The following is a 17,046-nucleotide window of genomic DNA, read 5'->3' on the forward strand; positions in this document are numbered from 1 at the left end:
GCACGCATCCGGCGAAAGCCGGTACTACGAACAAAGCTCCTGCATCTAATGCTCGGCGTTCGCTTTCAAGATTTCGCGATCGAAGTAGTTGGTCGACATCCCCGCATCAACAATTAACGTTTGAGCTGTCATCCCACTGGAACGCGGGCTAAGCAAAAAGGCGGCAACGTTCGCGGCTTCTTCGGTTTGCAACGCTTTTTTTCGCAGCGTGGCTTTCTCGGCGAATAGATAGGCGTCGACATAGCCCGGAATGCCTGCCGATGCGCTCGTCTTTAACAAACCAGCTCCAACGGCATTGAATCGAACCGATGAAAAGTTCGAAAATGATTTCGCTAAGAAAGCTAACGAAGAATCCAGTGCCGCTTTCACCGGCGCCATGAACCCATAACTCTCGCTGGCCATTCTGGTCGTTGATATGCTGATCGTAACCACCGAGGCCGTTGGGCTGAGCATCGGGCGCAGCGCGTTGCTGATCGCAATCAACGAGAAACACGAAATGTCAATCGATTGCAAAAATTGCTTCCGCGTCGTTTCATGAAACGGCTTGATGCCATCACTGTAGTCGGCAAAGGCAATCGAGTGCACGACGCCATCGACTGTCCAGTTCTTCGCTGCTATTTGATGTGCAAGATGATCGATTTCCTCCTGTCGCTCGACATCACAGACCAACACATCGCGATCGGCCAGCAACTTCTGCAATGATTCAGCTCGCGCGAGCGAACGAACCACGTAGACCACGTGCGCACCAGCTTCTTCTAGAACCTTTGCAATCGCGTAAGCAACACTCTTCTTGTTCGCGACGCCAAAGACAACGATGCGTTTGCCCGCTAGCTGCAAAAAATCACTTGCAGGTAAATTCATTTTAGTAAACTCGATTCCACGGCTCGAAAGTATCCCGCCACATGCAGCCTGCCCAAGACCAACCGACTCCAAATCCAATCAACATCGTTTGCTTGCCTGAACGAAGTGAACCTTCGGCTCGCAATTCGTCAATCAAAATTGGCAAGGTCGATGACACCGTGTTCCCGCAAGACTGCATCCGAATTGGCAATTTGACTTCGTCCACTTTTAAGGCGAGTTGCAGTTGCTCTAGCATCTTGCGTGTTGCTTGATGCATCAGCAACAAATCGACTTGATCGATGGTCAAGTTCCGCTGGTTGAGCATCTGTCGAACCAAGTCAGGAATGGCTGTTACGGTAAAGCTGATCAAGCTTGGACCATCCATGTACAAGCGGCTCTTCCATCGTTTACGATGTCGCGGCTTGATCGCGTCGGATGCAGCGCGTGCACCGCCATCGCTGACAATCAACGTGTCTGCTCCAGTACCATCGGTGCCAAAGCGAAATTGCTGCATGCATTGCTCTTCCCCAGCATAGATCAGAGTTGCCGCCGCCGCGTCGCCGAAAATGGTTCGTAATGATCGGTCTTCGGCATCGATGTATTTGCTGTACGTTTCGGAAGTCAACAGCAAGATACGTTTCGCTTGCTGCGATACAATCAAGCCTTCAGCCAACGACAATCCATAGACAAATCCCGAACAACCTAGATTAAAATCCAAAGCTCCGCAGGACGTTTTCAGTCCCAATCGGTCTTGGATTAAACAAGCGGTCGTTGGCAATGGATAATCAGGCGTTTGTGTGCATAACAGAACATAATCGATCGATTGCGGATCGACTTGGTAGTCCGTAAACAGTTTCGTAGCTGCTTTGACGGCTAGGTCGGACGCTGTTTCACCCTCGGCGGCAATATGTCGAGCGTGAATGCCTGTCTTTTCCGCAATTAAGGGAATATCCCAATCGGGAAACATCGCCTGCAATTGCTCGTTTGTCTCGACCGCCTCTGGATAATGGACGGAAATGGGACCGATCTGAGCATGAGGCACGGCGGAAACCTTTGAGGAGTACGATAATAAAGCTTGCCAAAGGCTGTGACAACAAACAACTTAAGACGTGTTTGTTATACGTAGAACGCTAAATTCCCGCAACGTGGGTCTGCTTCATCCTCATGCCAAAACCGGGAGTTTGCGTGCCTCGGCCGCGTGGTGCTGTCGATTTGCGGCCACGGCTGCATTTTCCCATTCCAAGTCGACCAAGTCATAGAAAACATTGCGTTGCCGCGGAACAAAGCCTGCATCGATGATCGCATTGCGAATTTCATCCAAGGTCAGGAAGTGAACGGTGCCAGCCTCTGCGACCACATTCTCTTCCAGCATCAGTGAACCCATGTCGTTGGCACCAAAGCCCAGTCCCAACTGTCCAATCTTCAAACCTTGCGTAACCCATGAAGATTGAATGTTCGGTACATTGTCTAAATACAACCTCGCGATCGCTTGAGTTTTCAGATACTCAAAAGAACCCGTTGGCGGCAGGTGGGACAGATCGGTATGGTCTGGTTGGAATGTCCAGCAAATGAACGCAGTAAATCCACCGGTTTCATCTTGCAGTTGACGCACGCGGTCCAAGTGTTCAACGCGTTCGGCCAGTGTCTCGACATGACCAAACATCATGGTGGCTGAACTGCGGCCACCCATTTGATGCCAAACTCGCATGACATTCAGCCAGTCATCGGTCAGCACTTTGCCGCGCGTGATCTCCTTGCGGACGCGATCGACAAGAATTTCAGCCCCACCCCCCGGGATGCTCCCCAGACCCGCCGCTCGCAATCGCTCCAAAACTTCTTGCAAGCTGAGATGATTGACCTTGGTAAAGTGATGCAGTTCCGGTGGACTAAATCCATGAATATTGACATCCGGAAAGTCACGCTTGATATCCTGCAGCATCTCTTCATACCAATCCAGTTTGAAGTGTGGATGCAGTCCGCCTTGCAATAGGATTTGGTTGGCACCTAAGGTCCGCGCTTCGGCCACCTTGCTCAGCAATTCTTCTCGAGGCAGCACATACCCCTCGTCGCTCTTAGGGCTGCGATAAAAGGCGCAGAAATCGCAGACGGCCGTGCAGATGTTGGTGTAGTTGATATTGCGATCGATATTGTACGTTCGATACTCCTCGGGATGCATGCGACGCGAAACTGCGTCGGCCGCTGCTCCGATGGCTGCCAAATCATGTGACTGCATCAGCGTTAGCGCGTCATCAAAGCTTAACCGCTGGCCATCGACCACTGAATCTAGGATTTTTTGAATGCTCATCTAACAAGGGACTTTCAGGTTGCAATCCGTCTGGACAGGCTCTTGCAAAAGCCCGGCCGCAATCGCTTTGCTACGATACAAATCCAAAGCGACTCGTTGCGGCTGATCTAGTTTATAGTGTAAGAAACGCGTTAAGTAGGCCATGACTTGCGACTGGCTGAGATTGTAGCCGGCGGCACATTGTTCCGCGATTTGCGATGCGTGCCGCAGTCCTAAATCGCGCTGCGTTTCGAGAGCCAAGCCAAGCTTGTCAAAGGCAGGATGTTGCTGGGCCGACGGAGCTGCAACCCACATCGCAAACACAAATGGTAACCCGGTATGCTCCAGCCAAGCTTGCCCCAAATCCCAACGCTGCTCGAAGGCCTCAGGCAGTTGACTCAAATGCATCGCTCGATCGCCAATAACCAACATTGCATCGGCTTGGCAATCGCTTAGCGACGCCGTTAAAGGCAACTCAACCGTCTGCGTTACCACGCCGAATTTCTCCCACAGCAGAATCTGTGACAACGCCGCACTGGTCCGCGAGCCTTCATCCAAAGCCAGCGTGCGGACTTCAGCCGGCGGCTTACGGAACAAAACCTGCACGCTCCACACGGGCCCTTCGCATGCGATACATGCGTTGGAGATTATGCGGTATCGGGGATTACGAAAATACTCAATCGCGGGGATTAAGCCAACATCCAGCAGGCCGCAAGACAATTCGCTGGCCAACCGACTGGGAACGGCATAAGACAGATCCGCGTAATCTGCCACCGCTTCCGCTAGTCCGTACACCAGCGGTTTGGTATTCAGGTACGATACCGCGCCGATTTTCAGTTTTCTGGTTGCCGAAGTCATGGTTTTGCCTGCGTTTTTGGGCGTCTGGTGCTCGTGCCCGATTGGGGTGACCGTGAAAAACGGCGGTGGATAACATTTATCGGCATTAACCGGGAGGCCAATCCATCGCGCGGCCGCCCAGGATGTGATAGTGTAAGTGTGGTACCGATTGTCCGCCATCACGTCCGATATTGGTTACCACGCGGTAACCATCTTCAGCAAGCCCCAGTTGCGAGGCAACTTTCGCGATTACCAACTGTAAATGGCCCAATAATTCAAGCTGATCGGGGGTCGCGGATTGCAAGGAAGTGATTGGCGTTTTTGGGATAACCAACACGTGTGTAGGAGCCTTCGGCGAAACGTCGTGAAACGCCAACGCTTGGTCGTCTTCATAGACAATTTTGGCCGGAATCTCGCGTTGAATTATCTTAGTAAAAATCGTGTCTGCCATGGCAGTGAGTGACTTTGTCAAGTGGAAGGGGTTTTGGACCAGGGCAAGTCAGTTTTTCAGTCTGCGCGATTAGCCGGAATGCGTTAGCATCGGTTCTCTTGGAAACCGTGAGCTAACGCTCAACGGCTGATTCACCTGGTTTCAAAAAAAGACTTGCCCTGGGTTTTGGACTTTCACGCCGCTGCATTATCAACGAAAATTGAAGTTGTGCAAATCACGATGCAATTCCGTCCTTCAAAGGGGCTCCCTTGAGCAAACCGTTTCAAATTGACAGCCGGTTTCAACCAGCAGGTGACCAACCACAAGCCATAGCGGCCCTGGTCGAAGGAATCCAGCGTGGCGATCGCTATCAAACGCTTATGGGCGTGACCGGCAGCGGTAAAACTTTCACGATGGCCAACGTCGTGCAAGCGACTCAAAAGCCGACGCTGGTGCTAAGCCACAACAAAACCCTCGCCGCTCAGTTGTATTCGGAGTTCCGCGAGTTCTTTCCGCACAATGCAGTTCACTACTTTGTGAGCTACTACGATTACTACCAACCCGAAGCGTACATCCCGCAGCGGGACATCTACATCGAAAAAGACTCAAGCATCAATGAAGAAATCGATCGCTTGCGACTTGCCGCCACCAGCGCACTGGTCTCGCGCAAAGATGTGCTGATTGTCGCGAGCGTTTCTTGCATCTACGGCTTAGGGTCTCCAGCCGACTATGCCAAAATGGTGGTCCCTATCGCTGTGGGTGAAACGATCCAACGCGACGATATCTTGTTGCGATTGGTCGAAGTCCAATACGAACGCAGCGACTTTGAATTCAAACGCAGCACGTTCCGCGTGCGTGGCGACACGCTGGAGATTTGGCCCAGTTACGAAGAGTTCGCTTATCGCATCGAGATGTGGGGCGATGATGTGGAAGCGATCTCCATCATCAACCCTACCAGCGGCCAGGTTGCTTCCAAGGTCGATTCGGTTTCGATCTATCCGGCGAAGCACTTCGTCACGCCCGAGCATCGACTGCTCAATGCCGTCCGCGAAATACGGCTTGAACTAGATGAACAACTTGAGAAATTCAAGAACGAAGGCAAACTCCTGGAAGCCCAGCGACTCAACGCTCGTGTTCGCTTTGATATTGAGATGCTGCAAGAAGTGGGACATTGTCCCGGCATTGAAAACTATTCCCGACCGCTATCGGGTAAAGCTCCTGGTGCCACCCCTGATACCTTGTACGATTTTTTTCCGAATGACTTCTTGCTGCTAGTCGACGAATCGCACGTCACCATCCCGCAGATTCGCGCCATGTACGCTGGCGATCGCAGTCGCAAACTGACGCTGGTCGATCACGGGTTCCGATTGCCCAGCGCGCTGGACAATCGACCGATGAAGTTTGAAGAATGGGAGCAAAAGATCAATCAAGCGATCTTTGTTTCCGCTACGCCTGCGGATTACGAGATGACCAAGTGCGAAGGCGAAGTCGTGCAACAAGTGATTCGACCTACTGGACTGCTAGATCCGGTGATCGAAGTCGTTCCGGCGCGTGGACAAGTCATGCATTTGCTGGAGCAGATTCGCCAGCGGGTCGCGATGGGCGATCGCGTTTTAGTTACGGCGTTGACCAAACGATTGGCCGAAGATCTGTCCAGCTTTCTCTCGGATAACGAAGTCAAGTGCCGTTGGTTACACAGCGAATTAGATGCGTTTGAACGCGTTGCCTTGTTGCAAGATTTGCGTGAAGGGCGCTGTGATGTTATCGTCGGCGTCAACCTGTTGAGAGAAGGCTTGGATTTGCCAGAAGTCTCGTTGGTCGCGATCCTTGATGCGGATAAAGAAGGCTTCCTGCGCAGCGAAACATCGTTGGTGCAAACGATTGGCCGGGCCGCTCGTAATGTGAACTCAAAAGTCATCCTTTACGCCGATTCTATGACCGAATCGATGCAGTTTGCCATCGAAGAAACCGAGCGCCGGAGACGACTGCAGGAAAGCTATAATAAAGAGCATGGTATCACTCCGCAGACGGTACGCAGAAACATTTCGGCTGGCATTCAAGAGGCCGCTGAAGTGCGAAAGAAGGTCCGCGACATCGTGCGTCGCGATACACCTACGGAAGTCGTAACCGAAGCGTACTTGAAAAATCTGGAAGAAGAGATGTTGGCAGCGGCCGAAAGCCTGGAGTTCGAGCGAGCCGCTTCCCTGCGTGACAAATTCCTACGTTATAAAGATAAAATCGGAGAACCAATCGAAGAAGAACAAGCGTCTAAACGCAACGCCGTCGGACGCCAGCGCAAGCGGGTGAGCAACTCGCCAGGCAAACGTGTTCCAAAACCTCGTAGCTAGAACAAGGGAGAGAAGATGAGTAGTGCCGAAGCTCGTTCCAAAATGTCGTTAGCAGAATACCTCGCATGGGAACCATTGCAGGCAGAGAAACATGAGTTCTGGGATGGTCGTGTTTATTCTCAAGCCGGGGGCTCTCGGAAACACAGCCTAGTCGGAGCGAACTTGTTAGGCGAAGTGCGAGCCGTGTTGAAGGGCCACCCCTGCGAAGCGCATGGCAGTGACATGCGAGTCCACATCCGAGCTACAGGCTATCAAGCTTATCCAGACCTCTCCGTAGTTTGCCCGCCGATAGAAGGTGACAGCGAGCACGTCATTAGCAACCCGATCTTGATTGCCGAAATCCTTTCGCCGTCAACTGAAGACTTCGATCGCGGTACAAAGTTTGGTCATTACCGGACCATTCCATCGTTGCAGGAGTATTTAGTGCTTTGGCAAGACATGGCCAAAATAGAACAGCACACCAAGACGGCAGAAGGCTTTTGGCTTCTCCGTGAAATCACCGGACTCGATCAAACCGTCGGCCTGGAAAGCTTGGGCGGAGCGAAAATCAAGCTGGCGGACATTTACGACAAAGTTGGACTCACCGAATAAGCCCTTAATCGCAGATATGCTGCCCAATCGCAGGGCAATCTGAAGGCGACGCATGTTATTGAATGCAGCGAGAGCACAACTCCTTGGGCGATACGTGTTGTGGATTCCTGGCCGTTGCCTGTGTTTTTTGGCTTTTTTCCCTGATAAAGCGCTTTCCTGTGAAAGTATTTGTCCGTTGGAAGCGTTCTATATTTATGGGCTCGCCATGAAATCCATCCGCAGCCATGGCACTGCGGGATTTCGATTTCGCAAGCCCAAGCACTTTTTTCCCGGGTAGCAAATGCTTTAGAATATGCAAAGTGATATCGGTGGGTTTGTTTGAGATGAACACGATGCAAAGGCCTGATTCAAGATCCCTGGAGCGATTTGCAAAAGGCATGGCATCGCCGACCGAGCTGTCAACAGTCGCGCGTTGGCTGGCCAACAACCCAAAGGAATCCAGTACCTTAGATGACTCACGCGAGACCGATGTCTTGTTGCAACACATCCGGGCCGCAGCGTTACTGAATGTATCGTCGGTCGGGAACATCGATTCCATCATCCAAAAGGTGCACGACGCTAGCCAAAGCGGAGTAGTGTTCGCAGATTCGGCGTGGCAACCTCCCGCAAGGTTAGATCATTACCAGATCGTCAACGTTTTGGGACGGGGTGGTATGGGAGTGGTTTGCGAAGCGGTCGACCTGCGATTAAATCGCCGCGTGGCTATCAAGATGATGCGAGCGGAACTGACTGGTGTTGCCGAGCATCATAAACGCTTTATGAAAGAAGCTCAGGCCATTGCCGCGATTGAGCATGAGTCGATCGTGCCCGTTTTAAGCGCTGGGGAAGCGAATGGACTGTCTTACCTCGTCATGCCATTGCTCAATGGCGAAACGCTGGCCAGTCGATTGCGGCGAGGGCCACTGAGTGTCTCAGCGATTCTCCAAGTCGCATCAGACCTTTCGGCTGGCTTGACGGCAGCGCATGCGTCAGGAATCATCCATCGCGACATCAAGCCATCCAACATTTGGCTGGAACGTCGACCGGATGGCAGTATCCGTCGCGCACGTTTATTTGATTTTGGGCTAGCGCGCAGCGTTTCCGCTGACGAACGGTTGACGCAGACTAATCACATCTTGGGAACACCAGGCTATATGGCTCCCGAACAAGCCCAGGGCGGACCTTGCGATGTTCGCACGGATATCTTTTCGTTGGGCTGTGTGCTTTACGAGTCGGCGGTGGGACGGAAACCATTTGAAGGCAAAAGCTTGTTGGAAGTTTTATCCAAACTATTAACGTGTCCTCCAGCCCCAATCCAGCAACTACGCCCGGAAGTCCCTGCTCCATTAACCCAGTTGATTGAGTCCATGATGGCAGTACCGGCCGAACAACGGCCACCAACAACTCAGCATGTCACCCAAGTGCTAGATCAGTTTCGTAGCAAGCTGCCCTCAGCAAAACGGATTGCGCCTTTAAAGCAAAATCCTAAGGTGCGAACTTCGGCAAGGCGATACTCGCGTCGCAACGTTTGGATTGCGGCGGGCCTACTGTCGATGATGTTGGGAGTCATCGCCTGTGGAGTCATCATCACCATCAAGCAACCCGATGGAGCAGAAACCAGAATAGAGACGACCAATGATTCCAAAGTCACTATTCAAGGAACCGGAGCGCTGTCCGTAACCGTCGAGCCATCGCAAGCTCCTCACAATCCCGAATTGCAAAACAGTGTCGGCTTGCCAGAGGCCACCATGGCGACAACCTCGATGAGCGGGCCGCCAGCAAGTCTACCTGTCATTCCATTTGAATATAATTTTGAGCCTTTGGATGAACGAGGCAGCTTTGAAAAGTTGCTAGATATCGGTGCGGCTATGATTCTGCGTTTGCCCGAGGGCCAGCGCAAAGAGGCGCGACAGCCCAGCGATTTCGAGCCAGGATCGGTGCTGGTCGAACTTCGGTTGCAACACAATGCGAATCTGACGGATGAGTTATTCGCCCAGTGCATCGCTAATCGCTTGGAGTTGGAATGGATCGATGTAAGCCATGTGCCGCAGCTACGAGATCCGACTTTGTTCTTCCAAAGTATCAGCAACATGAAGAATTTGCGAGTAGTTGCTGCTTCGTTGCCCTTGACCGACGAGTATTGCAAGTACCTCAGTCAGTGCGTTGAGCTGACGCATCTGCAATGGCTCCATGCAAGGTTTACGAAGGTCGGTGCTGAGCAACTGTTGCGACTGACCAAGCTTAAAGATTGCCGATTCTTCAAGGGCAATTGCCGCGATGCCGATGTCGCTCCATTGATGCAGTTACCGATGTTGGAATCTTTTGCATTTCCGGGCTTAACAGTGAACGGCGATTTTTTGGCAGGTCAGTCCAGAATGCTCAAAATTCGCGAAATAGATTTGTCGGTGACGCAAGTTACCGACGCGACGCTGCGACACTTTCATCGCTTTCCCAATCTCGAGTCGCTGACGATGGAGAGCAATCAAATTTCGGGAAGAGGCTTTGTCTATTTGAAGGACTTGCCCAACTTGAGAACGGCGAACTTCCATGGCTGCCAAGTTAACGATCCAGCAGGGTTGGCTGCGATTGTACAAGCCCCTGCACTGGAGGTCCTGAATCTGCATGTGTGTCCGATCAATGACGAATGTATCTTAGCGATTGCCAGTGCGCCATCTTCCAGGCTGCTATCGCTGGACATCGCAGGCGCAAAAATTTCGGAAGCTTCAGTGAAACTGCTGGCGGGAATGCCCAGCTTGCAAACGCTTGCCATGTTTCGGGTAAGCGTGAGTCACGAAGGGCTCGAACAGCTTGCACAGTCCACATCACTGACCCAATTGAGTATTGGCTCGCCGCACCTCACGGACCAAACGCTTCAGGCCTTGGCGAATCGAGCGAAACCGTGGCGAGACATCTGGATTCATGAAGGTCAACTGTCGGATGCCTGTGTGCCGATTCTCGCCAAACTTCGTGACTTGAAGACCTTGCACCTAGTGGGCAGCCAGATCACGCCGGAAGGATTCGAAGAGTTGCGTAACTCGTTGCCGCAAACGAGCGTTGTCAGATGGTAAGCTCAATCTTCGTCAAGGAAATCGGCCAGGACTTCCCGCAGTTGAGCGAGCACGCGATGGCGAGCCAAATAGACGGCATTGGTGGTCATCCCTAGCTGTCTGGCGACCGTGCTGGCTGGCAATTCGCGAATCGTGACGCCTTCGAACGCGTCCCAAGTCTGCTGCGAGAATTCGTCGCGTAGAAGGTTCAATCCGCGATGGATAACCCATTGGTGGTACTCGTTCTTTTCTAGGTCGACATAGGGGCTGCCGACCGGCACGTCAACCAATGTATCCTCCGAAAGTTTGCGTGTCGACTTTCGCCGCCGATAGTCATGCCCCTGATTACGCAGCAACGTCATCAACCAACCGCGAAACGAGCAACCTGGCAAACGCTGATAAGTCGGTAAAGCAGACATCAACTTGAGCATAACTTCTTGAGTCAGGTCAGTGGCGTCAGACTCTTGGAAGTTTTGTTTTCTTGCCCAGTGCATCAACAGCGGTGTATAGATATGCACAAAGCGATTCCACGATTGATCGCGCTCCCGTTGGTCAGGTGACTTCAGTCGTTCCAGCAGAGTCAAGGAGGTTGTTGTGAGCATTGCCACCAGCCTGGCGCCAAATGGGAGTTCAACAAAACATTCACAAGGAGACGAAGCTTGCTTATGTCCTATGGCGTCGACAATGTCAATCCTTGATTAGCTTGAGAAGCTCGTTGGCGTTTAGTTTTCCGCTGTGCTCGCTGCCTTCCAGGAGGCTTTCGGCAAGATCGCGTTTGGTTGCGTGGAGTTGCAAGATCTTCTCTTCGATCGTACTTGCCAGAACCATTCGGTAAATGGTAACAGGGCGTTGCTGTCCGATGCGGTGCGCTCGATCGGACGCTTGATCTTCCACCGCAGGGTTCCACCATGGATCAAGGTGAATCACGTAATCCGCTGCAGTGAGATTCAGTCCCGTTCCTCCAGCTTTCAAACTAATCAGAAATACGTCCCCCTCGCCGGCCTGGAACGCCTCGACCCTCTCGGCACGAGTGCGAGCGGGGGTGCTGCCATCCAGGTACTGATACTTGATGTTGCGATGCTCCAATTGTTCGCGGAGCAATTGCAGGTGGTCGACGAATTGGCTAAAGATTAACGCGCGATGATGACCGCTGCGAAGCTCGTCGATGGTCTCGAGCGTTTGCGCGAGCTTTGAGCTCTCGATTTGCGAATCGGGCAGAACTAGTTTGGGATGGCAGCACGCGCGTCGCAAGCGCATGATCTCGCCCAAAATCTGCAGCGGCTTAGGCTTGCCGTCCACTGCTTCATTCAGCTTCTCAATTGCCCTCATCCGAATCGCTTCATAGAACGCGATCTCTTCGGCGTTGGGTTCGATGCGCAAGGTGATCTCGGTGCGTGAAGGAAGCTCGCTCAGCACTTGGGCTTTCGTGCGCCGCAGCAGGAAGGGGGCTACCACTCTCTTAAGTGCTTGCCGCACCGACCGGTCATGATCACGTTCGATCGGGATGGCAAATCGCTCCTGAAAATTCTCGGCGTTACCCAGCAAACCGGGGTTTAAAAAATCCATCAGGTTCCATAGCTCGCCCAAATGATTTTCCATCGGTGTGCCCGTCAGCAGGAAACGGCAGTTAGCCGATAATCGCTTGGCTGCTTTGGAACGAAGCGTCGCGGAATTCTTGATCGCTTGAGCCTCGTCCAAGAATAGCGTATTGAAGTTGATGTTCTCGATCGCTTCGATTTCATTTTGCATCAAGCCGTAGGAGCATAACAGGACGTCTCGCGGCGCGAGTGATTCGAGTAATTCTTTGCGAGGCGATTCGGCCAAGATGCGAGGTTGTAGTGTCGGTGCAAATCGCTTGATCTCCTCATGCCAGTTATGGATGACGGATGTTGGAGCAATGACAACCGCTGGGCCATCGGCAGCGCGACTCAACAGTACTGCAATCGCTTGGACCGTTTTCCCCAACCCCATGTCGTCGGCCAAGCAGCCGCCCACGCCCCATGCTGCTAGCCGCAGCATCCAAGCCATGCCCTCCTCCTGGTACGAACGCAGTTCGGCTTGCAGTGTCTCAGGAATGGAAACATCAATTTCGGACGAATGCAGCATCCGCTGCAGGCAGTTTTTCCAGTGAACGTCAGCGTTAACGTTCATTTCGCCCAGGTCCGCCAACAGTCCTGCGTGTACAGCGCCAAAACGCAATTTGCCTTTCTTCGACCGACCGTCACCATACAGGCGGAAATCTTCGATGCGTTGCCGTAGTTGCATACTCAGCGCGAGGAATTCACCAGCCTCCAACTTGACAAAACGACTGGGAGATGCAGACGCTAGTTCTATCAATTGCATCAAATCCAACGTGCGATCCGTATCAATCTTGAGTTCTCCGGAAACCGCGAACCAATTGTTGTCTTTTCGGATTCGAACTCTCATCATCGCGTCGCTGGCACTACCAGCCAGTCGCAACGACCTGCCTTTGGGCCAATGGACTACAACTGCTTTGTTCTTGACCAGCGGCTCCAAATCGACCAGCAAGTCGAGGGCTTCAATCGGGGAAGCAAAACTCGCCGACCATGCTTCATTCATATAACCTGCCAACGTTGCACATTGCGAGATTACAGAGAGTGCGTTCTGTATTTCCTGCTCGAAATTGCGAGTAGCGGATGTAGCTTCGCCATCAATCATTGCGAACAGCGTTTCGCCACCTTCGCCGGGGCGGCATGCAGGCCCACTAGCACCGAAAGGTTGAACATAGAGCTCCGCGCGAAAGCCATCGCCACTGGGCAACAGGTGAAGCTGGCTTGTCGGATCGCCTGGCACCTTCTTTGCCGGGTTAATTAGAGGTGAAGCATCAGGGGCTGATTCAAGGCTACGCTGGCCACTTTTGCCACGAGCGTGCTTGCTTGGTCGTGCCGCCTCTTGCCCAAGGTCGCTGATCTCGGAATGGATCGTGACAACTGCTGCCAAATGCGTAATTGTTTCAAGGACCTTGGCGGACGCAGACTTAGGCACCTGAAGTTTTCCGTTCAACAGTTTTTGCAGTTTCCGATGCGGCTCCTCAAAGAATGTCACCGAAACTTGGCTCGGACCAGTCGTCTCGAATTGCGTTGGAGCAGAATCGTTGGGCGGCGGATCAAGGAATAATTCAATCGCCGAGTCATCGATTTGACGAACGATCAATGCAACCGGCTTTTCTACAACCTCCAATAATTGGTCTCGATTGCCGTATCGATAAATTCGCGGGTGTCCAATCAATGCGCGAGCGCCAGTGCCTTGCTGAAACTTAGTTATTTCTTCTGGGTAGCCGTAGCTCCCTCGTTCTTGCCAGTGTTTGAGCGTTTTGCACAACGCCCGATCTTCCTCGGTCAAGAACGAAAACTCGGGGTCATCTTGTTGCGAGTATAAACGAGACAAAGCGACTTTACGCCCCTTGGACCACTCAGCGCCTTTGCGTGTTTGATGATAGACCTCCAGACCAAATTCATGCTGATTGTAAAACATCTCGTAGATTAATCGGTCGCTGGACGAAGAGCGGTCGTCGGAAGTGATTATTGATGGTTTGCGTTGCGAGCCAAGCTCCGAGATTGCCGCCAATGTGCGCAACCAAGTTGGTTCAGGTTGCACGATCTCAAGCAGACTGGAAGTGCTGCGTTCTTGATGTAGTTTTTCGGAGAGCTCTCGTTGCTTATCTGCAAATTCGAGTCGGGATTTCCCTGCCGCCGCCAAGGTCTCGGCGGCCAGCCAGTAGCATCCACTGGCGCGAAATTCTTCGGCCGCTTCTGGTAATCCACGAACAAACTTGCCCGCACCAGCGTCTGAAGCTAACCAAGCTTGCAAATAGCCGCTCGCCCATCGCGTTATAGGCAGAGCCTTGGACTTATTTAACTCCTCGATCAACATATCTGCTCCACAAGGCGTTTTCGAGGCCAACAGTCCTCGGGCAGCGACCGCGAATGCATCCTTATAAGGCGTTGCCTGATGTTTCAAGGTGTTCGTTACCGTCTTGTACGCCAGTTCCGACTTGATTTGCGGAAGATCCGCGACTGCGGCCAGCGCGGCGACCAAGAAAGCAAGCCCACCTGACTCGGAAAGTGTCCGCGCACTCGAGCGGTTTGTCATAAGTTTGGCAAGCAGCAAGAGTGCTTCATTTGTCTCCCCTTGCAACAATCGCAAGCATCCTTCCACATCGAACATCTTGCCTTGCGTTTGAGAATGGATTCTCTGCAACAGCAAGACATCACCAGCAGCGATCGCCCAGTCCAAAAGCTTTGGCAGCAACGCGTCAGGCAACTTGTCTTGCGAATCGAGATACTGCTGAAATTCTTCGACTGCGTTTGCATCGGCATCTGCGTGCAAAATCCAGTGTGGGATCACCGATCTGAAGAACTCCATTTGGAACTCAGGCTTCAATTGCTCGAAGACACTTTTGTCAAACGGTACCAAAAGCGGCAAACTGGCATCGGTGTTGTAATCCCGATCTTTTTTCCAAGATTCGGAGTCTTGGGAATAGAAGGTAATGTAGAAATCCAGTCGCGCGTTTCTACGTTGCCAATAAGGGCGATCTTGTACAAGCTTCAAATACCGACGTGAGTCGTCGCTAGCGAGAGCACTGCGAACCAAGTAGTCCAGTAGCTGGGGAACGATCAAGCCCGATTGAACGTCCAGAAACCCCAACTGTGACCACTGCTGCACTAAGGATTTCAACAAGACTTGAGTAATCTTCTTGCTGCCGCTTTGCCGCAAACCAAAATGGTCAACGTTCTTAACACCATTGCTCCAATCATCAGGTCTATCTTGGAATGCCAAGATGAGCAGTACGCTCTTGGCGAATTCGTCTTGCTGGATGTAGTTTTGAATGAGGTTATTCATTTCCGCATTTTGGCAACCCTTTCGAAGTTTGTGAAGCGACCAACTGTGAAGTGACCTACAACGGACAGAAATACCGAGCCTTCGGCTCGAAGATGCCAGTGCCCAGGCTTAGCACTTGGATTAGATCGCTATTGCAATGGTAAATGTAAGAGACAACACGCTGGCGACCATGTGCTGCATTCGCTTGCGCATTCTCAATGCCATGGGCACTCAGCAAGTACCAGCAGGCTTAGAAAAGCCTATAAACCAGAGAAGAAAGAGTGCGGATAAGAGGAGTCGAACCTCCACCCCCTTTCGAGGACTAGATCCTGAGTCTAGCGCGTCTGCCAATTCCGCCATATCCGCAAGTGAGTGCTAGAGATTATCGCTTGGCTTTGCATCGGTCAAGTTCCCTAGCTTTGTTTTAAAGCAAATAGAGCTGTTAAGCAAAACCAGCTAATTCGGTGGCGCGGAAAACTCGCTTCAACGCAATCATGAACGCCGCAGTGCGCAACGAAACCTGAGCCTCGGCCGCTTGACTCCAAACGTTTTCAAAAGCGGTCGATAACGTGCGGTCCAATTCCTGACGTACGCGATCCAATCCCCAACGATAATGTTGACGATTCTGAGCCCACTCAAAATAACTGACCGTCACACCCCCTGCATTAGCCAGAATGTCTGGCAGCACCATAATCCCGCGCCGATTCAAGATATCATCGGCGTCAGGAGATACCGGGTGGTTAGCCGCTTCAATGATCGCTCGCGCTTTGATTTGTTCCGCGTTCTTGACTGTAATAACGTCACCCAGCGCTGCAGGAACCAACAGGTCGACATCCAACGTCAACAGCTCATCACCTGGGATCTTTTCAGCCGCTGGATAGCCTTCCAAGGATCCACGATTCTTCAGCGTGTATCGAAATAAATCGGTGATGTCCAAACCCTTAGGATTGAAGTACGCTCCACTCACATCGCTGACGGCAACAATGGGAAACTCCGATTCGCACATAAACTTCGCAGCATGCGAACCCACATTGCCGAAGCCCTGGATGGCAACGCGGCAATTCTTGGGCTGTAAATTCATCCGCTTCATCCATTTGACCGCAAGCAGGCCAACGCCGCGCCCTGTAGCCTCTTCGCGACCTGTAGCTCCATACTCTTCGACAGGTTTGCCAGTAATCACCGCAGGGTTGAATCCGTGATACTTTTCCCATTGATTCCGAAACCAAGCCATCACTTCGTGATTCGTCCCCATGTCGGGCGCGGGAATATCGGTGTCCGGGCCGACGATATCATGGATGTTATCGACGAAAGCTCGTGTGATGCTTTCAATTTCCTTGCGGCTGTATAGTTTAGGGTCGACTGCCACTCCACCTTTTGCCCCCCCGTAAGGCAAATCGACGACGGCTGTTTTCCACGTCATCAAAGCTGCCAGAGCACGAACTTCATCCAGATCTACCGACGGATGATATCGCAAGCCACCTTTCATCGGCCCACGCGCGTTGTCATGCTGCACTCGATAACCAGTCAGCGTTTCCAGCTCGCCATTGTCGCGATAAAAGGAAACTTCGACAGAAACTTCGCGCCGGGGGCTGATCAGCTTATGACGAGCCCAAGCTGGCATATCCAATTGATCTGCGGCTTGGTGAAAATATTTGGCAATGGCGTCCGAAGGTTTCATTATTCCACTTAATATGTAAGGCTAAATCCAAGAAGCGAAATCGCAGTTATACTCGTAGATATCCACAAGGCGGATTCGGAAGGTGTCCTGTCGTCACAATCGTAGCGACAAAACAAGTTCCCGGTAGCCGTGCCCTTGTTCCCAAATCCCCTAAACGCGGCACGATTCTT

At 52.2% G+C, this 17,046-nt stretch carries 11 protein-coding genes and 1 tRNA gene; 3 read left to right on the forward strand and 9 right to left on the reverse strand.

Annotated features, from left to right (window positions below; translation table 11 throughout):
* Positions 1-45: 45 nt before the first annotated feature.
* The 5 genes from SH302x_RS20450 to SH302x_RS20470 form a co-directional block, all read right to left on the reverse strand.
* Positions 46-861: an enoyl-ACP reductase FabI gene (locus SH302x_RS20450; RefSeq protein WP_479364485.1), complete on the reverse strand. Its 816-nt coding sequence runs from the start codon at positions 859-861 to the stop codon at positions 46-48.
* Position 862: 1 nt separating this feature from the next.
* Positions 863-1,882 carry a ketoacyl-ACP synthase III gene (locus tag SH302x_RS20455; RefSeq protein WP_479364486.1) on the reverse strand — a complete coding sequence of 340 codons (1,020 nt, stop codon included), beginning with the start codon at positions 1,880-1,882 and terminating at the stop codon, positions 863-865.
* A gap of 120 nt (positions 1,883-2,002) precedes the next feature.
* The gene (gene mqnC, locus SH302x_RS20460) at positions 2,003-3,145 is read right to left on the reverse strand and encodes a cyclic dehypoxanthinyl futalosine synthase (RefSeq protein ID WP_479364487.1); all 1,143 of its coding nucleotides are present in this window, start codon (positions 3,143-3,145) and stop codon (positions 2,003-2,005) included.
* Positions 3,146-3,982, reverse strand: a complete 837-nt coding sequence (locus SH302x_RS20465) for a menaquinone biosynthetic enzyme MqnA/MqnD family protein (RefSeq protein ID WP_479364488.1) — start codon at positions 3,980-3,982, stop codon at positions 3,146-3,148.
* Positions 3,983-4,067: 85 nt separating this feature from the next.
* A complete protein-coding gene (locus tag SH302x_RS20470; RefSeq protein ID WP_479364489.1) occupies positions 4,068-4,412 on the reverse strand; it encodes a histidine triad nucleotide-binding protein in 345 nt (114 codons plus the stop codon).
* Positions 4,413-4,660: 248 nt separating this feature from the next.
* Here SH302x_RS20470 and uvrB point away from each other — a divergent pair, with 248 nt between their 5' ends.
* The 3 genes from uvrB (at position 4,661) to SH302x_RS20485 (ending at position 10,377) form a co-directional block, all read left to right on the forward strand.
* Positions 4,661-6,739 (forward strand): excinuclease ABC subunit UvrB, encoded by a 2,079-nt coding sequence (gene uvrB / locus SH302x_RS20475; protein ID WP_479364490.1) that lies wholly within the window; start codon positions 4,661-4,663, stop codon positions 6,737-6,739.
* A 15-nt stretch (positions 6,740-6,754) separates the two neighbouring features.
* Positions 6,755-7,330 (forward strand): Uma2 family endonuclease, encoded by a 576-nt coding sequence (locus SH302x_RS20480; protein WP_479364491.1) that lies wholly within the window; start codon positions 6,755-6,757, stop codon positions 7,328-7,330.
* 332 nt (positions 7,331-7,662) lie between these two features.
* Positions 7,663-10,377 carry a protein kinase domain-containing protein gene (locus SH302x_RS20485; RefSeq protein WP_479364493.1) on the forward strand — a complete coding sequence of 905 codons (2,715 nt, stop codon included), beginning with the start codon at positions 7,663-7,665 and terminating at the stop codon, positions 10,375-10,377.
* A gap of 2 nt (positions 10,378-10,379) precedes the next feature.
* Here SH302x_RS20485 and SH302x_RS20490 read toward each other — a convergent pair whose 3' ends face one another.
* The 4 genes from SH302x_RS20490 to SH302x_RS20505 all read right to left on the reverse strand — a co-directional run bounded on the left by SH302x_RS20490 (position 10,380) and on the right by SH302x_RS20505 (position 16,876).
* A complete protein-coding gene (locus SH302x_RS20490; RefSeq protein ID WP_479364494.1) occupies positions 10,380-10,958 on the reverse strand; it encodes an RNA polymerase sigma factor in 579 nt (192 codons plus the stop codon).
* Between the two features lie 85 nt (positions 10,959-11,043).
* Entirely contained in the window at positions 11,044-15,219 is a 4,176-nt protein-coding gene (locus SH302x_RS20495; RefSeq protein WP_479364495.1) for a DEAD/DEAH box helicase, read from the reverse strand.
* A gap of 261 nt (positions 15,220-15,480) precedes the next feature.
* Positions 15,481-15,564: transfer RNA gene (locus SH302x_RS20500), tRNA-Leu, on the reverse strand.
* A 76-nt stretch (positions 15,565-15,640) separates the two neighbouring features.
* Positions 15,641-16,876 carry a Glu/Leu/Phe/Val family dehydrogenase gene (locus tag SH302x_RS20505; protein ID WP_479364497.1) on the reverse strand — a complete coding sequence of 412 codons (1,236 nt, stop codon included), beginning with the start codon at positions 16,874-16,876 and terminating at the stop codon, positions 15,641-15,643.
* Between the last annotated feature and the right edge of the window lie 170 nt (positions 16,877-17,046).

The organism is Njordella calcicola (assembly GCF_056494125.1).

What these genes read in the sequence shown, in the direction of transcription:
- SH302x_RS20495 (WP_479364495.1), bottom strand. Translation starts at nt 15,219, where the DNA reads ATGAATAACCTCATTCAAAACTACATCCAGCAAGACGAATTCGCCAAG.
- SH302x_RS20490 (WP_479364494.1), bottom strand. Translation starts at nt 10,958, where the DNA reads ATGCTCACAACAACCTCCTTGACTCTGCTGGAACGACTGAAGTCACCT.
- SH302x_RS20465 (WP_479364488.1), bottom strand. Translation starts at nt 3,982, where the DNA reads ATGACTTCGGCAACCAGAAAACTGAAAATCGGCGCGGTATCGTACCTG.
- SH302x_RS20485 (WP_479364493.1), top strand. Translation starts at nt 7,663, where the DNA reads ATGCAAAGGCCTGATTCAAGATCCCTGGAGCGATTTGCAAAAGGCATG.
- SH302x_RS20505 (WP_479364497.1), bottom strand. Translation starts at nt 16,876, where the DNA reads ATGAAACCTTCGGACGCCATTGCCAAATATTTTCACCAAGCCGCAGAT.
- SH302x_RS20480 (WP_479364491.1), top strand. Translation starts at nt 6,755, where the DNA reads ATGAGTAGTGCCGAAGCTCGTTCCAAAATGTCGTTAGCAGAATACCTC.
- SH302x_RS20470 (WP_479364489.1), bottom strand. Translation starts at nt 4,412, where the DNA reads ATGGCAGACACGATTTTTACTAAGATAATTCAACGCGAGATTCCGGCC.
- SH302x_RS20450 (WP_479364485.1), bottom strand. Translation starts at nt 861, where the DNA reads ATGAATTTACCTGCAAGTGATTTTTTGCAGCTAGCGGGCAAACGCATC.
- mqnC (WP_479364487.1), bottom strand. Translation starts at nt 3,145, where the DNA reads ATGAGCATTCAAAAAATCCTAGATTCAGTGGTCGATGGCCAGCGGTTA.